21 protein-coding genes are annotated in these 20713 nt (G+C 64.1%); 4 read left to right on the forward strand and 17 right to left on the reverse strand.

Annotated elements, in window-relative coordinates:
• The 8 genes from folK to dacB form a co-directional block, all read right to left on the reverse strand.
• Positions 1-489, reverse strand: coding sequence for a 2-amino-4-hydroxy-6-hydroxymethyldihydropteridine diphosphokinase (folK, locus tag H9627_RS07070; protein WP_191733308.1), 489 nt, complete (start codon positions 487-489; stop codon positions 1-3).
• Positions 490-876, reverse strand: a complete 387-nt coding sequence (gene folB / locus H9627_RS07075) for a dihydroneopterin aldolase (protein WP_191733309.1) — start codon at positions 874-876, stop codon at positions 490-492. It lies immediately after the preceding gene.
• Entirely contained in the window at positions 869-1723 is an 855-nt protein-coding gene (gene folP / locus H9627_RS07080; RefSeq protein ID WP_191733310.1) for a dihydropteroate synthase, read from the reverse strand. The genes folB and folP overlap by 8 nt, the downstream gene beginning before the upstream one ends.
• Positions 1724-2332 (reverse strand): GTP cyclohydrolase I FolE, encoded by a 609-nt coding sequence (gene folE, locus H9627_RS07085; RefSeq protein ID WP_225213583.1) that lies wholly within the window; start codon positions 2330-2332, stop codon positions 1724-1726. It lies immediately after the preceding gene.
• Entirely contained in the window at positions 2310-4748 is a 2439-nt protein-coding gene (gene ftsH / locus H9627_RS07090) for an ATP-dependent zinc metalloprotease FtsH (protein ID WP_191733312.1), read from the reverse strand. The genes folE and ftsH overlap by 23 nt, the downstream gene beginning before the upstream one ends.
• Before the next feature lie 110 nt (positions 4749-4858).
• Positions 4859-5443, reverse strand: coding sequence for a hypoxanthine phosphoribosyltransferase (hpt, locus tag H9627_RS07095; protein ID WP_191733462.1), 585 nt, complete (start codon positions 5441-5443; stop codon positions 4859-4861).
• 50 nt (positions 5444-5493) lie between these two features.
• Positions 5494-6435 carry a tRNA lysidine(34) synthetase TilS gene (gene tilS, locus H9627_RS07100; RefSeq protein ID WP_191733313.1) on the reverse strand — a complete coding sequence of 314 codons (942 nt, stop codon included), beginning with the start codon at positions 6433-6435 and terminating at the stop codon, positions 5494-5496.
• Positions 6436-7701: a D-alanyl-D-alanine carboxypeptidase/D-alanyl-D-alanine endopeptidase gene (gene dacB / locus H9627_RS07105; RefSeq protein WP_191733314.1), complete on the reverse strand. Its 1266-nt coding sequence runs from the start codon at positions 7699-7701 to the stop codon at positions 6436-6438.
• Positions 7702-7825: 124 nt separating this feature from the next.
• Between dacB and H9627_RS07110 the strand changes: the two genes are divergently transcribed.
• Positions 7826-8302 (forward strand): inorganic diphosphatase, encoded by a 477-nt coding sequence (locus H9627_RS07110; protein WP_191733315.1) that lies wholly within the window; start codon positions 7826-7828, stop codon positions 8300-8302.
• 164 nt (positions 8303-8466) lie between these two features.
• Here H9627_RS07110 and H9627_RS07115 read toward each other — a convergent pair whose 3' ends face one another.
• From H9627_RS07115 to H9627_RS07135, 5 genes are read right to left on the reverse strand one after another with little or no spacing between them, the layout of a single operon-like run.
• A complete protein-coding gene (locus H9627_RS07115; protein ID WP_191733316.1) occupies positions 8467-10026 on the reverse strand; it encodes a polyamine aminopropyltransferase in 1560 nt (519 codons plus the stop codon).
• The gene (locus H9627_RS07120) at positions 10014-10439 is read right to left on the reverse strand and encodes a DUF350 domain-containing protein (protein WP_191733317.1); all 426 of its coding nucleotides are present in this window, start codon (positions 10437-10439) and stop codon (positions 10014-10016) included. Before H9627_RS07120 ends, H9627_RS07115 begins: the two co-directional genes overlap by 13 nt.
• Before the next feature lie 17 nt (positions 10440-10456).
• Positions 10457-10858, reverse strand: a complete 402-nt coding sequence (locus tag H9627_RS07125) for a DUF4247 domain-containing protein (RefSeq protein ID WP_191733318.1) — start codon at positions 10856-10858, stop codon at positions 10457-10459.
• Positions 10855-11340 (reverse strand): DUF2617 family protein, encoded by a 486-nt coding sequence (locus H9627_RS07130; protein ID WP_191733319.1) that lies wholly within the window; start codon positions 11338-11340, stop codon positions 10855-10857. Before H9627_RS07130 ends, H9627_RS07125 begins: the two co-directional genes overlap by 4 nt.
• The gene (locus H9627_RS07135; RefSeq protein WP_191733320.1) at positions 11340-11945 is read right to left on the reverse strand and encodes a DUF4178 domain-containing protein; all 606 of its coding nucleotides are present in this window, start codon (positions 11943-11945) and stop codon (positions 11340-11342) included. The genes H9627_RS07130 and H9627_RS07135 overlap by 1 nt, the downstream gene beginning before the upstream one ends.
• A gap of 272 nt (positions 11946-12217) precedes the next feature.
• On the opposite strand from H9627_RS07135, the gene H9627_RS07140 reads away from it, so the two are divergent.
• From H9627_RS07140 to H9627_RS07150, 3 genes are all read left to right on the forward strand, one after another.
• On the forward strand, positions 12218-12511 hold the full coding sequence (locus H9627_RS07140; RefSeq protein ID WP_191733321.1) for a rhodanese-like domain-containing protein: 294 nt from the start codon (positions 12218-12220) through the stop codon (positions 12509-12511).
• Positions 12512-12637: 126 nt separating this feature from the next.
• Complete coding sequence (locus tag H9627_RS07145) at positions 12638-13084, forward strand: MarR family winged helix-turn-helix transcriptional regulator (RefSeq protein WP_191733322.1); 447 nt, start codon at positions 12638-12640, stop codon at positions 13082-13084.
• A gap of 8 nt (positions 13085-13092) precedes the next feature.
• Entirely contained in the window at positions 13093-16974 is a 3882-nt protein-coding gene (locus H9627_RS07150) for a Pls/PosA family non-ribosomal peptide synthetase (RefSeq protein WP_191733323.1), read from the forward strand.
• 10 nt (positions 16975-16984) lie between these two features.
• Here the strand turns inward: H9627_RS07150 and ppk2 are convergent, their stop codons facing one another.
• The 4 genes from ppk2 to groL form a co-directional block, all read right to left on the reverse strand.
• Positions 16985-17884, reverse strand: a complete 900-nt coding sequence (ppk2, locus tag H9627_RS07155; RefSeq protein ID WP_191733324.1) for a polyphosphate kinase 2 — start codon at positions 17882-17884, stop codon at positions 16985-16987.
• Positions 17885-18016: 132 nt separating this feature from the next.
• A complete protein-coding gene (locus tag H9627_RS07160; protein ID WP_191733325.1) occupies positions 18017-18154 on the reverse strand; it encodes a PorA family porin in 138 nt (45 codons plus the stop codon).
• Positions 18155-18230: 76 nt separating this feature from the next.
• Complete coding sequence (locus tag H9627_RS07165; protein WP_191733326.1) at positions 18231-18404, reverse strand: hypothetical protein; 174 nt, start codon at positions 18402-18404, stop codon at positions 18231-18233.
• Positions 18405-18879: 475 nt separating this feature from the next.
• Positions 18880-20523, reverse strand: a complete 1644-nt coding sequence (gene groL / locus H9627_RS07170; RefSeq protein WP_191733327.1) for a chaperonin GroEL — start codon at positions 20521-20523, stop codon at positions 18880-18882.
• Positions 20524-20713 lie beyond the last annotated feature (190 nt).

The following is a 20713-nucleotide window of genomic DNA, read 5'->3' on the forward strand; positions in this document are numbered from 1 at the left end:
TTAGAACTCCCTGACCTTGGTCACGCCCTCAATATCCGTGGGGTCGAGGTTCTCCACCAGGGCCGCCACGGTGGTGCCGTGGAGGACGGCATCGGGTTCGATCTCCAGCCACGGGATGAGCACGAAGGCACGCTGCCAGGCCCACGGGTGCGGCAGGGTCAGCACGGGATCCTCGGACAGCAGCTCCTGCGCACCGTTGCGGATCTGGACGATATCCACATCCAGGGTCCGTGGGCCCCATTTGCGGGTGCGTACCCGTTCGGCGTCGTTCTCCAGTTTCTGGCAACGGCGCAGCAGCTCGATGGGGATGCCGTCGACATCGACCACCAGCACCGCGTTGAGGAATTCATCCTGGTCCTCCACACCCCACGGCGGGGTGGCGTAGATGGAGGACACGGCGACCAGGTCGTCTCTGAACTCATCGATGACACCCTGCAGCAGGGCATACCGGTCATCCATGTTGGAACCGATGGAGAGTACCGCACGCATCTAACCAGTGCTCCTTCCGTGAGCCTTGCGGGAACGACGGGCCACCACCGCCACATCAGCAAAGGTACGCGGAATCGGGGCCTTGGGCTTGTGGATGGTCACCTCGACGGCATGCAGCGCACCGAAGGTGTCCATGATCTTCTCGGACGCCTCGGTGGCCACGGTTTCAATGAGGTCCCGTGATGGGCCCTCCACGATCTCCGCCACCAGCAGCGCCAGTGCGCCGTAGTCGACGGTGTCGGAGAGGTCATCGCTGGCGCCGGCGGCCGCGAAGTCCATCCAGCAGGTCACGTCCACGATGAACGGCTGGCCCTGTTCCTTCTCAAAAACGAAGACCCCGTGGTGGCCGAAACATTCCAGGCCGGTGAGTTCAATGCGGTCAGCCACGGTAGTCACCCGCGCTGCGCCAGTGGGCGGCCACATCGACGGCATCGCGGGACACCGGCACATTGTGCACCCGTACGCCCCAGGCGCCCATGTGTGCGGAGATGGCGGTCACCGCGGCGGTGGCTGGATCGGCGTCGACAGGCGTCACCTCCAGGCCGCGTTCGCGGCGCACCCCGGCGAGGAAACGCTTGCGGGAGGCGCCGACCAGGACGGGGAACTCCCCGCCGATGAATTCGGGCAGGGCGTTGAGCAGTGACCAATTGTCCTCACGCGACTTGGCGAATCCCAGGCCCGGATCCAGAACGATCTGATCCTTGGCCACACCGGCAGCCAGAGCGCGGGTGACCAGGTCATCGAGGGTCTCGTGGACATCGGTGACCACATTGCCCCCGTGATCCGCTCGTCCCGCGGCATCCCCGAACTGCACGGTCTTCCAGTGCATGAGACATACCGGGATTGCGGCGTCGGCCATGACGGAGAACATGGCCGGATCAGCCAGACCACCGGAGACATCATTGATCATGGACACCCCCGCCTCCGCAGCGGCAGCCGCCACCGAGGCACGCATGGTGTCCACCGAGGTGTGGATGCCCTCCTCACGCAGCGCCTCGATGACCGGCACCACGCGGTTGCGCTCATCCTCGGCGTCCACGCGGACGGCACCCGGGCGGGTGGATTCACCACCGATGTCGATGATGTCCGCCCCCTCGGCCACCAGACGGCGGGCGTGTTCAATGGCGCGGTCGGTTTCGATATAGCGTCCGCCATCCGAGAAGGAATCCTCGGTGACATTGACGATGCCCATCACCAGACAACGACCCGGCACAGTAAGGTCTGCCACGTTCATCTAGTTGCCCCGGATCAGCGCGAAGACCTCGGCGCGGGACGCCGTGCTGGTCTTGAACCCACCACGCACCGCGGAGGTCGTGGTCACCGCCCCCGGCTTCCGGATGCCACGCATGGCCATGCACAGGTGTTCTGCCTCGATGACCACGGCGACGGACTGGGCACCGAGCTTGTCGACGAGCGCATCCGCGATCTGCGAGGTCAACCGCTCCTGCACCTGCGGCCGCTTCGCATATATATCAGCCAGGCGGGCCAGCTTGGACAGGCCGGTGACCTGACCGGACTCACCGGGGATATAACCGATGTGCGCCACCCCGTAGAACGGCACCAGGTGGTGCTCACAGGTGGAGTAGATGGGGATCTCGCGCACCAGCACCAGCTCCTGGTGATCCTCGGAGAAGGTCTTGTTCAACACCGCGGTCGGGTCCTCGTGCAGACCGGCGAAGATCTCCCGGTAGGCACGCGCCACGCGCGCCGGGGTGTCCAGCAGGCCCTCACGCTCCGGGTCCTCACCCACCGCGATGAGCAGTTCCCGCACCGCAGCCTCGGCACGTTCCTGGTCGAATTCACGCACTGCCGCAAGCTTGTCAGCCACGCTTGTCTCCTTCATTTTCGGTCCCCGGATCCACCTCGGTCGCCTCGTCCATCATGCCGGGACGTTCCTCAACCTTGTCCTCCGGACGGTCATGGTCGGGACGTTCGTGGTCGGGGAGGCGGAAACCGATGATCTGGGTGGGGGCATCCCCAGGGCCTGTGCCCTTTCGGGAAACATTACCGGGGGCGTGTTCCCCACCCGTCGACTGGTCCATGAGTTCTTTGTCACCGAAACCATAGGCCTTCATGCCGGGGTGTTCCGCCTTCTGGCTGGGAGCGCTGGTGCCCGCATACGGGTTGGGACGTTTCGCCCCTGATCCTGGGATGGTCCAGTCGGCGGGAGGCGGGGTGCCGTAATCCGGGGTGGGGGCCTTCCCAGTGGACAGCCCCACGGGCACGCTGACGCCCTGAGGGGCACCCTTCTGTTCCTCGAGCTCCTTGCGGCGCCGTTCACGCGCGGCCTTGGAGGCCTCCACGATGGAGAACCGCTTCGGCGGTTCCTCACCACGTTCGATGGCCACCTCCACCGGGGTCTTCACCGGCTCGCGGTCCTCCTGGCGGGGGAAGCGGGCGTTCTCGTCGGGGAACACCTCGTCGATGCTGCGTGGCTCGATGTCGCTGAACAGCACCTCCAGGTCGGGGCGGCGCAGGGTCTCCTTCTCCAGGAGTTTCTCCGCCAGTCGGTCCAGGTGATCGCGGTATTCGCGCAGGATCTGATAGGACGCCTCATGTGCCTTGTCCAGCAGGTAGGTGACCTCGGTGTCGATGAGTGCCGCGACCTCCTGGGAGTGGGTCAGCGTGCCACCGCCACCACGGCCGGAGAAGGGATCGCCCTGCTCCTCGCCGTATTTGACCATGCCCACGGCAGGGCTCATGCCGTATTCGGTGACCATCGCACGCGCGATCTTGGTGGCCTGCTCGATGTCGGCGGAGGCGCCGGTGGTGGGGGCACCGAAGACGAGTTCCTCGGCTGCGCGCCCACCCATGGCGAACACGAGTCGGGCGAAGAGTTCATTGCGGTTGTACATGCCCTTGTCGTCCTCCTGGACGGTCATGGCATGACCACCGGTGCGACCACGGGCCAGGATGGTCACCTTGTACACCCGCTCGATGTCGGACAGGGCCCACGCGGACAGGGTGTGCCCGCCCTCGTGGTAGGCGGTGACCTTCTTCTCCTGCTCGGAGATGATCTTGGAGGAACGTCGTGGTCCGCCGATCACGCGGTCGGTGGCCTCCTCCAGGGCGTCGGCGGTGATGGCGTTTCCGCCGATGCGGGCGGTGAGCAGCGCGGCCTCATTGAGCACGTTGCCCAGGTCGGCGCCGGACATGCCGGCGGTGCGCTTGGCCAGGGCCTTGAGGTTGGCGTCGGGGGCAAAGGGCTTGCCCTTGGCGTGGATCTCCAGGATCTGTTCGCGGCCCCGGAGGTCGGGGGCGGTCACGGGGATCTGGCGGTCGAAACGGCCCGGGCGCAGCAGGGCGGGATCCAGCACATCGGGGCGGTTGGTGGCGGCCATGAGGATGACGCTGCCGCGGTCACCGAAGCCGTCCATCTCCACCAGCAGCTGGTTCAGGGTCTGTTCACGCTCGTCGTGGCCACCGCCCATTCCGGAGCCACGGGCACGACCCACGGCGTCGATCTCATCGATGAAGATGATGCAGGGGCTGTTCTCCTTGGCCTGTTTGAACAGGTCACGCACACGGGAGGCACCGACACCGACGAACATCTCCACGAAGTCGGAACCCGAGATGGAGTAGAACGGCACCCCAGCCTCACCGGCGACGGCTCGGGCCAGCAGGGTCTTGCCGGTACCGGGAGGGCCATACAGCAGCACACCGCGGGGAATCTTGGCACCCAGGTCCTGGTAGCGGGTCGGGTCCTCCAGGAAGTCCTTGATCTCATGGAGTTCATCGACAGCCTCATCGGCGCCGGCCACATCGGCGAAGGTGTTGGTCGGGGTGTCCTTGGTCAGCTGCTTGGCCTTGGAGGAACCCATGCCGAACATGCCACCGCCCTGCGCACGGGACAGGAAGAACATGAGCAGACCGAACACGATCACCATCGGCAGGATGAAGCTCAACATGGAGACCAGGAAGTTATCCTGGGTCACGTTGGTGGTGTAGGACTCCGCGTCGGAGGCCTCCACCTTGTCGAAGATCAGCGGTGCGGTGCGCGCGGGGAACTGGGTGATGATCTCCTCAACGCCCTCGCGTTCCTCCACATCGATCGGTTCACGCAGGGTGAGGCGGAGGCGCTGCTCGCGGTCGTCGATCTGCGCCTCGGACACGTTGTTGGCATCCAGCTGCTCCATGGCCACGGAGGTGTCCACGTCCTGGAAGTTCCTGGTGTCGCTGGTGAACAACGAGAACAGGAACAGGGTGATGAGTACCACGGCCGCGATGCCGCCGTACTGGAGGAATTTCTTGTTCTTCATGCGCAATGGCCGGTCCGGCGGTGGCTGGAACGGGCCCGGGCCTTTCTCGGGTCTGTGGTTAAAACTCTCTGCAGCTCAATCAACGTTCAGCGGAGACGATTCGTTCCCACCTAGTCGGAGTAGACGCGTGGCTCGAGGGTGCCCACATAGGGCAGGTCGCGGTAACGCTCGGTGAAGTCGAGGCCATAACCCACGACGAATTCATTCGGGATGTCGAAACCGATGTCGTACATGTCGATGTTCGCGGTCAGGCGCTCCGGCTTGCGCAGCAGGGTGATCACGTTGAGGGACTTCGGGTTGCGGTTTTTCAGGTTGCGCATCAGCCAGGAGAGGGTGAGGCCGGAGTCGATGATGTCCTCGACGATGAGCACGTCCCGGCCCTCGATGTCCTTGTCCAGGTCCTTGAGGATGCGCACCACACCGGAGGATGAGGTGGAGTTGCCGTAGGAGGACACGGCCATGAACTCGGCTTGGGAGGGGATGGTCAGTTCGCGGGAGAAGTCCGACAGGAAGTAGAACGCGCCCTTGAGCACGCACACCAGGATCAGGTCCTCCTCGGAGTCGCGGTAGTCCTCGGACACCCGCGCGGCCATCTCCCGGATACGTTCCTTCAGCTTGTTCTCGCTGATCAGGACCGACTCGATGTCATCTCCGTAGGGGTTGGTGGGGACGTTGAAGTCCTTTTCGCCTGCCATCTCGACATTGTTGACCATATGTAGCGTGCACCTTCTTTGTTCGAGTGTTCTCAACCGGTGATCTCAAGCTTGCCACTTACACGCACCACTTCCAACCTCCCGTGCGCACCGCCGCCCACCGCCACGCCCCCCTGACCGTGCCAGTGGGTGAGCAGACGGTCGACCGCCGCGATCTTTTTCGAGGTGACCCGCACCCCATGTCCGCGGAGGAAATCGGCGAGCATGAGGCGTCGCAACGCATGCGGTTCGGCCGCGAGCCGCACCGGGAACCCGTCGGCCCACTCCCCCCGACGCTTGTCGACGAAAAACTCCAACGCCTCGCCCTCCATCGCCGCCCGAGTCGCCGCCAACGCCAGGCCCGGGACCGGATCCCCGGCGTGGACCTCCGCCAGCAGCGGCAGGACCTGCTCCCGGATGGCCACGCGCCGGAACGCATGATCGCGGTTCTGGGGGTCCTGCCACGGGGTCAGGCCCAGCTCGGCGCAGGCCCCGTGGGTGTCGGCTCGCCGGACGCCCAGGAGGGGGCGGATGATGGTGAGGTCGGGGCGTCGAGAAGCGGTTTTCATCCCGGCCGGGTTCCCCCGCAGGCCTGCCAGCAGGAAGGTCTCCGCCTGGTCATCCATGGTGTGACCGGTCCAGATCGTGTCGGTGAGCTGGGCGAACTCGGCGTAGCGGGCCTCGCGGGCCTGCGCCTCCATGCTGCCCGGCGGCACGGTGATGCTGCGGATGAGGGCCTTAGCACCCATGTGTTCGGCCTGGGCGGCGGCGCGTTCTGAGACCTCGGCCGAGCCCTCCTGGAGGTTGTGGTTGATGCAGATCGCGGTGACGTCTGCTCCCTCCGCGCGGGCCGCGGCGACCAGCGCCAGGGAATCCGCTCCGCCGGAGAGCCCGATGTGTATGTGGTCGGTGAGATGCGGGCGGACGGCCACGCGCAGGGTGAGGAAATGCGGGCAGACCCTGGGCAGGGGCAGCGTGCCGATGCTCGCCGGCACCTAGAACTCCCGCAGGACGGAGGCCATCTCATCCATCGCGGCGCGGGCCTGCAGAATATCGGAACCGTTGGACACAAACGCGAAGGTGTACACCCGGTCCGAGGTCACCGTGCCCGCCAGCGCGGAGGTCGCGGTGAGGGTGCCGGTCTTCGCGCGGACCCAACCAGCGCCGCTGAGATCGTCATAGCGGTCGACCAGGGTGCCGTTGCCCCCGGCGATTGGCAGGGTGTTCAGCAGCGGACGCAGGGTCTCATCCGTGGCGGCGGCATGGAGGATGTCATCGAGCAGACTCGGGGTGATGAGGTTGTCAAAGCTGAGGCCTGAATTGTCCACGATGCTCACACCTGTGAGGTCGAAATCGTGCTCCTTGAGGATGTCCATGGTCAGCTGTGCGGAGCTGCCGGTGTCGGTGGGTGCGCCACGGTGCTGGGCGGTTTCCCGGCCGATGGCCTCCGCCATAACATTGTCGGATTCCTCCATCATCCGGCGCAGGCGCTGCTCCAGATTCTCGGATTCGGTGGTGGCAAGCACCAGGGCGTCGGCGGGGGCTGTGCCCTTTCCGGTGTCGGTGGCCCCGATGCGCTCTGCCAGGGCCTTCGCCACATCCAGCGCCGGGGTGTGGGTGCGCGGCAGATCACCGTGGCTGCCGCCGATGCGCCCGCCCTCGATCATGACGGGTTCCAGCGGGGCGATATAGCCGGCGTCGATGTCAATGGGATCCCAGCCCGGCGCGAAGGTCTCCTCACTCCAGATGGAGGTGTCCACCAGAACCGTATCGATGTCCTGCCCGGTGAGCTGAGCAGCGAGGTCATCGAGCTGATCGGTGCTTAGGGTGACATCGCCTGCGGCCCTGATCACGGCTGTTCCGGGGGTTTGTCCAACCACGACATCAGTATGGATGGTGTCATCCCATCCCAGTTCATACAGCGCCGCCGCGGCAGTGAGGATCTTGGTTGCCGACGCCGGACGCACCGGGGTATCCGGATTCTGCGACCAGATGACCTCACCCGTGGCGGTATCCCGGACCTGGCCGACGAACCTGCCCAGGCGGGGATCCGCGGCGGCCTGCGTCAACTGCTGGTTCAGTGCCGTGAAATCCGCCTCCGCGGTCGCCACCACCGGCTGGAAGATCTCCTCCGGTGCCGCCACCTCAAAAGCCGGCGGGTGGTTCAGGCTGTTGAGCTGCGCATTGATCCCGACCCCCGCCACGCCCACGACCACGGCCAACGCACCGACAGCCGATGCGATCCACACGCCGTTTTTCACCCGTACTCCTCACCATGATTGTTTCCCCACACCTTATATCGCGTGCCAAGTCTGCCGGAATCCCCCGACACGCTAGAATCACCATCTGACTGGTATCAACGACCGAGAAGATTAAGGACATCCCATGAGCGTCGAAGTAACCGTTGAGATCCCCAAGGGTTCCCGCAACAAGTACGAAATCGATCACGAGACCGGCAAGGTCTACCTCGACCGCTACCTGTTCACCCCGATGGCCTACCCACTGGACTACGGTTTCATCGACCACACCCTGGGCGAGGACGGCGACCCCATGGACGCCCTGGTCATCCTGCCGGAATCCGTATTCCCGAACGTGATCGTGAAGTCCCGTGTCATCGGCGTGTTCAAGATGACCGACGAGGCCGGCGGCGATGACAAACTCCTCGCAGTCCTCGACGACGCACGCTACGACCACATCCAGGACATCTCCGATGTCTCCGACTTCCTCAAGGATGAGATCGAGCACTTCTTCGTCCACTACAAGGACCTGGAGAAGGGCAAGCACGTCGAGGCAGCAGGCTGGGGCGACAAGGCCGAGGCTGAGCAGATCCTCGCCGACTCCATCGAGCGCTTCAAGGCATAAAGGGTTCCTCCTTCCACCCGCGTTCCTTTCGGGGCGCGGGTGTTGTCATTCCCGGCCCCATGCTTAACCCCGAGATCCTGTCTCCAGAAAGCACCAGTGATCTCTGGGTTAACCATCGTGGTTTCTGGGGACAGGATCTCTGGGTTAAGTGGAGGAGAGCCTGGTTACTCCCCGGCCTGGCGGTAGCCGCGCCGCAGGTCCTCCACCACGCGGGGATGGTCCAGGGTGGAGGGCTCTAACTCCCGGGGTTGGTTGTCGGCACCGAACACGCCCGCCGCCGCCAGGACCTCCTCGGTGAGAAAGCGCAGCGGTGGTGCGTCGTCACGCAAGACCAGCTCCGTCCCCACCGGCCCGCACAGCTGGAACCCCCAGTCTCCGAAGGTGGGCACATGCACGTGGTACGGGATCACTGCCCCGCATCCGGCGGCGGACAGGGTGGAACCGATCCGCCAGAACACATCCGGGGTGGTGTACGCGCTGGAGGATTGCACCACCATGCGCCCGCCCTCGTTCAGTCGTGCCAGGGCGAGGGTGTAGAACTCCTGGGAGTACAGCCTGGCCATGGTGTCGTTGTTGGGGTCGGGGAGGTCCACGAAGATGGCGTCGTAACGCTGTCCCTCATCGCCGCCGGCGCGCAGCCAGGTGAAGGCATCGTCGGTGATGACCGTGACCCGTGGGTCCTGCATGGCGCCACCGTTATCGGACAGCAGGATGGTGTTGGCCACCTCGATCACCTCGGGGTCCAGTTCCACCTGGGTGATCCGCATGTCGGGGAAGCGCAGCAGTTCCCGGGCCGCCAGGCCGTCGCCACCACCGATGATCAGGGCTGAGCGCGCGGAATCCGACAGGCCGGGGTACACCAGGGATTCGGTGTAGCGGTGTTCATCGCGGGTGGAGTACTGCAGCCCGCCGTTGAGGTAGAGGCGTCGGTCGGCACCGCGCTGGGTGACCACGATGTCCTGGTAGTCGGACTGGTGGGCGTAGATCACCGGGTCCGTATAGAGCTGCTGGCGGGCGGTGGCGACGATGCCGTCGGAACGCACCAGCACCGTGCCCAGCACCGCGATGGCCACCAGCAGGGCCACCACCGCGCTGATGAACTGGGGGCGCGGCAGCAGGTGTCGCAGCAGCACACAGCCCACGAACAGGGCGGCCAGCAGGTTGATCATGCCGGCGGCCGCCGCGCCCCGCATCATGCCCAGCCACGGCAGGAGGATGAACGGCCAGGCCAGTCCGCCGAGCAGGGCACCGAGGTAGTCGGCGGCGTTGAGGGTGGCCACGAGTGAGCCGGTGGTGCGGGCGTCGGCAAGCCGGCCGCGCTGGATCATGGTCATCAGCAGCGGTAGTTCCGCACCGACCAGGATGCCGATCAGCGCCGTGGCCAGCACCAGCATCCACAGGTTCTGGCCGACCACCGCGAAGGTCATGTACAGCGCCAGCGCGGACAGGCCACCGATCAGTCCCAGCAGGGTCTCCACCGCCAGGAAGGTCTGCGCCGGCCACCGCAGGAACGGTTTGACCAGGATCGCGCCCACGCCGAGGGCAGCCACGTAACCTGCGACGATCAGGGAGGTTTCAACAATGCCGCCGCCGTTCAGGCTCGCGGACAGTGACACCAGCGCCAGCTCATACACCAGTCCCGAGGCCGCGCAGATCGCGACGGAAACCAGCAGCAGCCAGCGCCAGACCCGGGTTAATTCAACGGGTTGTTCTAGACCAGACATGCAGCGTTGACGGCTCCCACCACCACGAGAATCACGGCAGCCACCACTGCGCCGGAGCGCAGTTTCGGATCCTCCACCAGGTCACGGAACCTGCCCGGGATGAACACCTCCAACAGGGCCATGACGATCACCTGGATCACCAGGCCGAGGGCACCGAACACCGCGGTCTCGATCAGTCCCTGCGTCAGGTTGTCCGACGAGGTCAGCACCGCGGTGACCACAATGATGCCGATGGACACCTGCTGCGCCACGGTGATCACCGCGGCATTGGGCAGGTGGTGCACGAAGACGAGCTCATGCAGCTTGCCCGGGGTGATCAGGTCGAGGATGACGAACCCGACCACCAGGATCACGGCGGCGAGAACAAAGTAGGCGAGGGTGCCCGCGACACCGTTGATCAGGTACTCACTCATGGTTTCCACTCCTGTTGTTATTTCACGCCGCCGCCGGATCCGGATGATCCGCCGCTGGAATTACTGGGGGCTGAGGGGACGAATCCGGGGCCGAGCCAGATGAAGGCGCCACTGTTGACGCGGTCGAGTCCCTCCACGGTGATCCGGCAGTCGGGGGTGCCCTCGCCGGAGATGATCACCAGTTTCTTCGGGTACCGCAGGTAGGTGTCGCCGGTGGCCGGGTCGGTGGCGCGTTCGCTGGGGCGTTCCATCGCCACGATGCGGTCGGCCACACCGGTCTCGCCGGCACAGCTGCCGTTCGACCAGCTCTGCGCGATGCGGTTTTCCACCGGCGGTTTGCTCACCAGTGCCATGATCAGGCACAGCACCGCGAGGAACAGGAGGATGATGCCCAGTGTCCTGGCTGTTTTAGCGCTCATGGGTGGTACTGACTCCTTGTGCTGACAATGGTGTTCTCCCCCGGGTACAGGTGGTGTGTCCACCAGTGCCATACCCCGTCCACGCATGCTCCGCGCAGCGCGGTCAGATGATACTCGCCCTCCCCGGGGAAGCTGGCGATCAACCCGCCACCGTCCGCGATGTCGGCGGCTTCGGCAGCGAATTCGGCGGGGCTCAGAGTCCGGGTGCGGGTCTCCAGGCGGTACCCCTGCTTATCGACGGCCCCCGGCAGCGGCCACTCACCCCCCTCACGGGCGTTGCACGAGATCTCCTCCCGGAAGTGCCCGGAGGGCGCTTCCACGGTGACCACATGCGAACCCCCGATCACCACCAGGTGCAGTGAGGAGTGGGTGGCCGGGTCGTCGATAAGCATCTCGGCGAGGATCTCCGGCATGGGTGCGTTCCAGCGCACACCGAGGTCAGCGGCGCGGATATCTGCGGGGGCGCAGGCCAGGTGCAACATCAGTTTCGCGGCGCCGGGTAGACAGTCAGTTCACCGGGCAGCACTGTCCAGCCCAGGGAGGCCTCCAGGGAACCGTCCTCGCCGAAGCGCTCGAAGCCCAGCAGCCGCTTGCCGCCGGCCTCGGCCATGTCCCAGTATTCGAAGCGGCCACTCTCCGGCAGTCCGGTGGTGCCCTCGGAGTAGAACTGACCCACGCCACTTTCCACCTTGCGGTAGCGCACACCCTCGACGGTGACCTCATTCGCCGGCTGCGCATCCAGGTCCGGGCGCGAGATCCACCAGCTGAGGTTGAGCTGGCCCTCGTCATAGTCCACGCTCAGGTACTCGCCACCCTTGCCGCCTTCCAGCAGGTACTCATACCAGGTGTAGGCGCCCTGGCGCATGGTCACGCCACCGCGGCACACATAGTCCACGCCCCCGTAACCGACGATCGCGCCGGGTCCGAGGATGTCAGGGCCGAAATCAGCCGAACCGTCACTGAACTTGAGGGGATCCTCCCGCGGACGTGGTGGCTGCTCGGCGTTCTTCTTCTTGGCCGAGACAATAAAGAAGACAACAGCGATGACGGCGAGGATGATCGCCAGGACGAGCCAGGTGGTGTTCATGGACGGTCTGCTCCCGGGGGTTTGGAAGGGTTGATGAGCAAAGGTTACACGTTTCGTCCCCGAAATATCAGGGGGCTTCCACCCGGAAACAGCCCGCAGATCCTTAACCCCGAGATCCTGTCTCCAGAGAGCACCAGTGATCTCAGGGTTAAGCACAGCGGTTTCTGGCAACAGGATCTCGGGGTTAAGGCGTTGGGGAATGTGGCCACCGGCGCACCGCGGCAATTACTCTGGAACGCACCCCTGAAATCACCACACCAAGGAGCAACACCATGAAGGAAGTCAACGTCAACGAGGTTCCGGCGGATGCGCAGCTGATCGATGTCCGTGAGGCCGATGAATTCGCCGAGGTGCGCGCGGACAACGCCGTGAACATTCCGATGAGCGAGTTCACCTCCCGGGTGGGTGAGCTGGACCTGGATCGGGACATCTACCTGATCTGCAAGCTGGGTGGTCGTTCTGCTCAGGTCGGGGAATACCTCGAGCAGCGTGGCATCGAGACGATCAACGTCGCAGGTGGCACCGAGGGCTGGGTGGCTGCCGGCCTGCCACACAGCACCAACTAGCACCCACCGGCCTACACCGCAGTACACGCCACCGTGTGCTGCGGTTTGTCATGCCCGCACACCCCGGAAATGGTGGGTAGCACCCCATGATTAGACCGATCCATGGTTTCCCATTATCGTGGTGTCATGCCTTCCCACCCGGATATCCCCAGAGCGCTCCTCGAATCACCCAGCTATCAGCTGGAGAGGCTACGTCGTCGCACCCGCGATGAGGTGGAATCCCAGCTGGCACGCCATGACACCACCATGCGTGAGTACTGGACGCTGACCTGCCTGGTCAATGCCGATGCCGCGAGCCAGTCCGCCCTGTGCGACATGCTGGCCATCGATGCATCGGATATGGTCAGACTCGTCGATGCGCTGGAGAAACACGGGTGGGCGAAGCGCGAGCGGGACCCCCGGGATCGTCGTCGACAGATCGTCACGTCAACGAAGAAGGGGCGAGCCGCCCAGGCCGACCTGCACAAGGTCGTCAGTGAGGCGGAGGATGTCTCACTCGATGAATCCACCTCCAAACAGCTGAAACATCTGCGCAAACTGGCAGCCGCAATCATCTCCACCGAAGAGGACTAAATAGCAACGTGTCTCTAAGCAAGGTTCCGCCTCAGTATCTGAGAGCATCAGAAGCACCACCCAAGCGCACACTCTGGGACATCCTGGTGGATATCTCCTCCACCTACCCGGAGGCCGCCGCCATCGATGACGGCCAGGTCCTGACCTATGCGGAACTGATGCAGGAGGTCACCACGCTTGCCTCCGAGATGCACGCGCAGGGTGTCCGGCGCGGTGACCGCGTGGGCATCCGGATGCCGTCCGGCACCCGTGATCTCTACATCGCGATCCTCGCGACCCTGGCCGCCGGCGCCGCCTATGTGCCTGTGGATGCCGATGATCCCGAGGAACGCGCCGAGATGGTCTTCGGTGAGGCCCACATCAACGCACTGTTTGATGCGAGTGGTTTCCACATGATCAAGCCGACCCCGGGTGGCGATACCCGTCGCCCCCGCCTGGATGACACCGCCTGGATCATCTTCACCTCCGGGTCCACGGGCAAGCCGAAGGGTGTGGCTGTGTCCCACCGTTCGGCCGCCGCCTTCGTCGACGCCGAGGCCCAGATGTTCCTGGTCGATCACCCGCAGGGCCCACTCGGCCCGGAGGACCGCGTGCTCGCCGGTCTCTCGGTCGCCTTCGACGCCTCCTGTGAGGAGATGTGGCTGGCGTGGGGCCATGGCGCCTGCCTGGTGCCGGCGCCCCGTTCGCTGGTGCGTTCCGGCATGGACCTGGGCCCCTGGCTGATCCGCCGTGACATCACGGTGGTCTCCACAGTGCCGACGCTCGCCGGCCTGTGGCCCGCCGAGGCGCTGTCCCATGTGCGTCTGCTCATCGTGGGCGGCGAGGCCTGCTCCCAGGAGCTCGTCGAACGCTTATCGACGGAGGATCGCGAGGTCTGGAACACCTACGGCCCAACAGAAGCCACCGTGGTGGCCTGTGGCACCCAGCTCTATCCGGGCCAACCCGTGGGTATCGGCCTGCCGCTGGCCGGTTGGGATCTCGTGGTTGTTGACGCCGAGGGCCAGCCCGTCGGCATCGGTGAGGTCGGTGAACTGGTCATCGGCGGTGTGGGTCTTGCGCGTTACCTCGATCCGGAGAAGGACCGCGAGAAGTACGCCCCCCTGCCGAGTGTGGGCTGGAACCGCGCCTACCGTTCCGGTGACCACGTCCGTCTGGAGGAGGACGGTCTCTACTTCATCGGTCGTGTGGACGACCAGGTGAAGATCGGCGGCCGGCGCATCGAGCTCGGTGAGGTCGACGCGAATGTCGCGGCCCTGCCGAATGTGCGCTCCTCCGCGGTGGTGGTCCAGACCACCGGTGCCGATGAGAAGGTCCTGGTGGCCTATGTCTCCCTCGAGGATGAGGAGGCCGGCTTCAACCACAATGAGGCCAACAAACGCCTGGCCGAGACCATGCCCGCCGCACTTGTTCCCCGCATCCATGTCATGGAGGAACTGCCCGTCACCACCTCCGGCAAGGTGGACAAGAAATCCCTGCCGTGGCCCCTGCCCGGCACCGCGGTGGAGGCCGAGGGCCTCAATGAGACCGAGGCCTGGATCGCCCAGCTGTGGGTCGATGTCCTGGGCACCTCGGTGTCCGGCAATGACGCTGACTTCTTCTCCCTGGGTGGTACTTCACTCGCCGCCGCGACCCTCGTGGGCCGCCTGCGTGAGAAGGTCCCCACCGTGGCCGTGCGTGACCTCTACGACCACCCGCGTCTGGAGAAACTCGCCGAACGCGTGGAAACCGTCGCAGTCGATTCCGGTGTCTCCCTGCAGAGTTCCACACCTCCCCCACGGCGTGAGGTCAAGCCGGTGACAGCCGGTACCCGCGTCATCCAGTCGCTCATCCAGATCCCGATCATGACGCTGCAGGCCGTGCAGTGGATCGCCTGGCTGGCGCTGGGCAACAACATCATGGCCGGCCTGGGCGTCGAATGGGCCCGCCCGGTCCCCTGGTGGCTTGTGATCACCCTCATCGTCATCTTCGCCACCCCGATCGGTCGCCTGCCCATCGGCGCCTGGGGTGCCCGCCTGATAACCCGGGGCATTGAACCCGGTGACTACCCGCGTGGTGGTTCCGTGCACCTGCGCATCTGGGCGGCAGAACGGCTCGCGGATGCCTCCGGTTCCCGCAATATCTCCGGTGCGACCTGGGTGAACTACTTCGCCCGCTCCCTCGGTGTGAGCGTGGGCCGGGGTGTGGATCTGCATTCCCTGCCACCGGTAACCGGCATGCTCACCCTGGGTGACAATGTCTCCATCGAGCAGGAGGTGGACATGCGCGGTTACTGGATCGACGGTGACATCCTGCGCCTGGGCGCCATCGTCATCGAGAAGAACGCCCGCATCGGCGCGCGTTCCACCCTGCTGCCTGGCACCGTCGTCGGTGCCGGCGCGCACCTGCTGCCCGGTTCCACCGTCACCGGTGACAAACTCATCAAGCCCGGTTCGCGCTGGGCCGGCTCACCGGCGCAGAAGGTCGGTCGGGCCAAGCACCGCTTCCCTCAGGAACACCCACCGAGGCGTTCCCGCTGGGTGCCGGTCTTCGGACTCACCTCCATGGTGTTGTCCCTGCTGCCGCTGGCTGCGCTGGGCGTGGGTACCGCGGTGACATTGTGGTTTGCGTCGATAAGCACGCTGCCCATCGTGGCGGCCGTGCTGCTGTTCGCGGCCGTCGGCGCGCTGGCGGCATTCGCGACGTACACCGTATCCATCTGGGTGCTGGTGCTGCTGCTGAGCATCGGCGTGAAACCCGGTATCACCCCGGTGCGGTCCGCGCTGGGCTGGCGAGTGTGGGCCATTGAACGGCTCATGGATGATGCCCGCACCTACCTCTTCCCGCTCTACGCGGCGCAGCTGACCCCGGCGTGGTTCCGCAGTCTGGGTGCGAAGATCGGCAAGGACGTGGAGATTTCCACCGCCGTGATGGTGCCCAAACTCGCGGATATCCGCGAAGGTGCCTTCCTCGCCGACGACACCCTCATCGGTGGTTATGAGCTGGGCAACGGCTGGCTGCTGACGGGTGAGACCCGGATCGGCAAGCGGTCCTTCCTGGGCAACTCCGGTATCGCTGGCCCTGAGCGCAAACTGGGCAAGAACTCCCTGGTGGCGGTGCTGTCCTCCACCCCGAAGAAGGCCAAGGCCAGCTCCAACTGGTGGGGTTCCCCGCCGGAGCGCATGCGACGTGTCACCGTCGAGGTCGACGAGGGTGAGGCCAAAACCTACCATCCAGGCCTCGGTGTGAAATTCGCCCGTGGCCTCATCGAGACCGCCCGCCTGCTCGCACCGATGACCTCCGGTGTGCTGGCCGCGTTGACTCTTGTGATCCTGCAGTGGTTCAACCTCAACTACGGCCTCTGGGTCGCATGGCTTGTCGGCGGCCTGGTCCTCATGGCCGTGGGCGTGCTGGCCATGGCGATCACCGTGGTGGTCAAGTGGATCTGCGTGGGCAAACACAAGGCCGGCGACCACCCGCTGTTCAGCTGGTTCGTGTGGCTCAATGAGCTGCAGGATACCTTCGTGGAAACCGTCGCGGGCCCCTGGTTCCTCATCCCGAATCTGGGCACCGGCAGCCTCAACCTGGGTCTCAAGGCGCTCGGCGCGCACATCGGTAAGGGCGCATGGATCGAGAGCTACTGGTTCCCCGAATCCGACCTCTGTTATGTCGGCCGTGGTGCCACCGTGGGCCCCGGAACTGTGGTGCAGACGCACCTGTTCCAGGACCGCGTCATGAGCCTCGACACCGTCACCATCGCCGACGGTGCGACCCTGGGTGACCACTCGGTGGCGCTCCCCGCCTCGCTTGTCGACGCCTCCGCCACCATCGGTCCAGGCTCCCTGGTCATGCGCGGCGACCGCGTCCCCGCCCACACCAGATGGCAGGGCAACCCGATCGAACCGTGGATCTAGGGAACCTGCCCTAATCGCCGATCTGATCGCGACCGCGGAGAACGATCTTGGGGTCCGGCTCCCCCACCACGTCATAATCCTTGTCCGTGTAGTCGAACTTGGACAGGACATAGCGCATGGCGTTGATGCGGGCGCGTTTCTTGTCATTCGACTTGATGGTGATCCACGGGGACTCATCGGTGTCGGTGTACCGGAACTGCTCCTCCTTGGCGCGGGTGTAGTCATCCCACTTGTCCAGGGAGGCCAGGTCCATCGGGGAGAGCTTCCACTGGCGCACCGGGTCCACCTGGCGGATGGCGAAGCGGGTGCGCTGTTCCTTCCGGGTCACCGAGAACCAGAACTTAGTCAGAGAGATACCGGAACCGAGGAGCATGTTCTCCAGCATGGGTACCTCACGGAGGAATTCCGCGTGCTGGGATTCGGTGCAGAAACCCATGACGCGTTCCACACCGGACCGGTTGTACCAGGAGCGGTCGAAGAAGACGATCTCACCGGCAGCCGGGAAGTGCTGGATATACCGCTGGAAATACCAGGACGTGGACTCACGTGGGGATGGCTTCTCCAGCGCGACGGTGCGGGCACCACGGGGGTTGAGGTGCTCATTGAAGCGCTTGATGGTGCCACCCTTGCCGGCGGCGTCACGGCCCTCGAACAGGATGATGTGGCGCTGGCCGGTTTCCTTGGTCCAGTTCTGCCATTTCAGCAACTCGATCTGCAGGCCGCGTTTGATTTTCTCGTATTCCTCACGCGTCATGCGTTCGTCATACGGATAATTCTCACGCCAGGTTTCAATGGCGGTACCATCGGGCCGCAGGAGTACCGGATCATCCTCATCGGAGTCATCGACGATATACCCTTCGGTCTGGGCGAGATCGATGACGGGAAGATCATTCTCAGTGGTTTCAGCCATGAAAAGGATTCTACCTACACTTGAACTTTCGAGCGCGTTAACGTTCACCTAAGTGGGGAATGGCAGACATACAAAAAACTCCAGCCCTCGAAAGGGTCTGGAGCTTTTACCTACGCCGAAGCGTGAGGGGAATTAGCCCAGGAGGCCGATGAGATTAGCGACGTTGTCAGCCCAGTCGCCGCCAACCTTCAGCAGGCCGAAGATTGCACCGAACAGGCCGGTGGAGGAAAGGACGGAAACGTTGCCCAGGAAGTCAGTGATGCTTTCCATTATGTTCTCCTTCAGAGATTAAGAAAAATTGGGAATCTCAGCTTCTAGGTTTATCCCCTAGCAGCAAGAATGGGGATTAAGAGGACAGGTTGCCCGCGTTGTCGCCGGTGGTCTCTGCCAGGTCACCGAAGTTCTGGAAGAAGCTGATGATACCGGTCAGCAGGGTCGGGATGGTCTGCAGAGCAGGACCCAGGTTCTTGCCGAGGGTAGCGAAGTCGGACAGGGAGTCCTTGAGAAGGGAAAGATCCATGAGAAATCTCCTAGGAGAGGACCAGCAAAGAAGCTGGTGATGGTTGCCAGTTTGCTGACGCCCTCAGGACGTCACCCCACTATTGAATCACAGATTTCGCACGCGTCAAGAGGAAAACTCAAAATCCTCTCAGATAACCGTGACCTCTGAGACGAAGTTTCCCAGCTGTTCATCTTAAATTCAAATTATGGCCTGAGCTGGTAATTTTAGGCATTTGGCAAAAAACGACAGTTGCCATTGTCTCTAAATGGCGACGGTTATGTAACGGCCAGCTGGGAAGGGTCGATTAAAGCGATTCTGCTGAAGGGGCATCTGTCAACCCACCCGCAAGCGGGGGTGTTTTCAAGGGTTATCGAATAATTTCCGGGATGAGAATAGCCTGAGGGAGAATCGGGCGTCGACAAGCTCCCGGAGACGCGCAACGCCCCTCGCACGTTGCGGACAACGTACAAGGGGCGCGCGGAGCGGGTGGGGCTTAGAAACCGCCCATGCCACCCATCTCGTCAGCACCCGGCATGGCCTGACCTGCCGGCTGTGGCTTGTCAGCGACAACAGCCTCAGTGGTCAGGAACAGTGCAGCGATGGAGGCTGCGTTCTGCAGAGCGGAGCGGGTGACCTTGACCGGATCGTTGATGCCGGCGGCCATGAGGTCGACGTACTCACCGGTTGCAGCGTTCAGGCCCTCGCCCTCAGGGAGGCGAGAGACCTTGTCGACGACGACGCCCGGCTCGAGGCCAGCGTTGGCGGCGATCTGCTTCAGCGGAGCGTTCAGTGCGTCGCGGACGATGCGGACACCGGTGGCCTCATCGCCGGTCAGATCGAGATCGTTGTCCAGGACGTGGGCGGCCTGGATCAGGGCGACGCCACCGCCGGCGACGATGCCCTCCTCGACAGCTGCCTTCGCGTTACGGACGGCATCCTCGATGCGGTGCTTGCGCTCCTTGAGCTCGACCTCGGTGGCAGCACCAACCTTGAGCACTGCGACGCCGCCAGCCAGCTTGGCCAGACGCTCGTTGAGCTTCTCACGGTCGTAGTCGGAATCGGAGTTCTCAATCTCGGCGCGGATCTGGTTGACGCGACCCTCGATCTGATCCTCGGAACCTGCACCATCAACGATGGTGGTGTCATCCTTGGTGATGACAACCTTGCGTGCTTGGCCCAGCAGCGGCAGATCAGCGGTCTCCAGGGAGAGGCCGACCTCCTCGGAGATGACCTGGCCACCGGTGAGGATGGCGATGTCCTGCAGCTGTGCCTTGCGACGGTCACCGAAGCCCGGTGCCTTGACGGCAACAGACTTGAAGGTGCCGCGGATCTTGTTGACGACCAGGGTGGACAGAGCCTCGCCCTCGACGTCCTCGGCGATGATCAGCAGTGGCTTGCCGGACTGCATGACCTTCTCCAGCAGTGGGAGCAGATCCTTGATGTTGGAGATCTTGCCGGAGACCAGGAGGATGTACGGATCCTCCAGGACAGCCTCGAGGCGCTCCATGTCGGTGGCGAAGTAACCGGAGATGTAGCCCTTGTCGAAGCGCATACCCTCGGTGACCTCGAGCTCAACGCCGAAAGTGTTGGACTCCTCGACGGTGATGACGGAATCCTTGTTCAGCTTGCCGCCGCCGACGGCGTACATGGCCTTGGCGATCTGTGCACCGATGGCCGGGTCAGCTGCGGAGATACCTGCGGTGGCAGCGATCTGCTCCTCGGTCTCGACCTCCTTGGCGGACTCGAGAAGCTTCTCGGTGACGGTGGCAACAGCCTGCTCGATGCCACGCTTGATGCCCATCGGGTTGGAGCCGGCGGCTACGTTGCGCAGGCCCTCCTTCACCAGTGCCTGAGCCAGCACGGTGGCGGTGGTGGTGCCGTCGCCAGCGACATCATCGGTCTTCTTGGCGACTTCCTTGACCAGCTCTGCGCCGATCTTCTCGTACGGGTCCTCAAGCTCAATCTCGCGAGCGATGGTGACACCATCGTTGGTGATGGTGGGGGCGCCCCACGCCTTCTCCAGAACAACGTTGCGACCCTTCGGGCCGAGGGTGACCTTGACGGCATCTGCCAGGGTGTTCAGGCCCTTCTCAAGGCCACGGCGTGCTTCTTCATCAAAGGCGATGATCTTTGCCATGTGTTTGTGCTCCTCATTAGTGATAGGACGACACTCACGTCTACTACCCGGCAGGCGCCCGCGACGGCACGGTTAGTGAGTGTGGACCAACCTCACCTGTCAGGTAGTTCATGATCATTTTCTGGCACTCATACGAGGTAAGTGCTAACCCCTTTTCTAGCACTCGGCAGGGGCGAGTGCAAGCTTTGGG

Source organism: Corynebacterium gallinarum, from assembly GCF_014837045.1.
GTDB classification, from domain to species: domain Bacteria; phylum Actinomycetota; class Actinomycetes; order Mycobacteriales; family Mycobacteriaceae; genus Corynebacterium; species Corynebacterium gallinarum.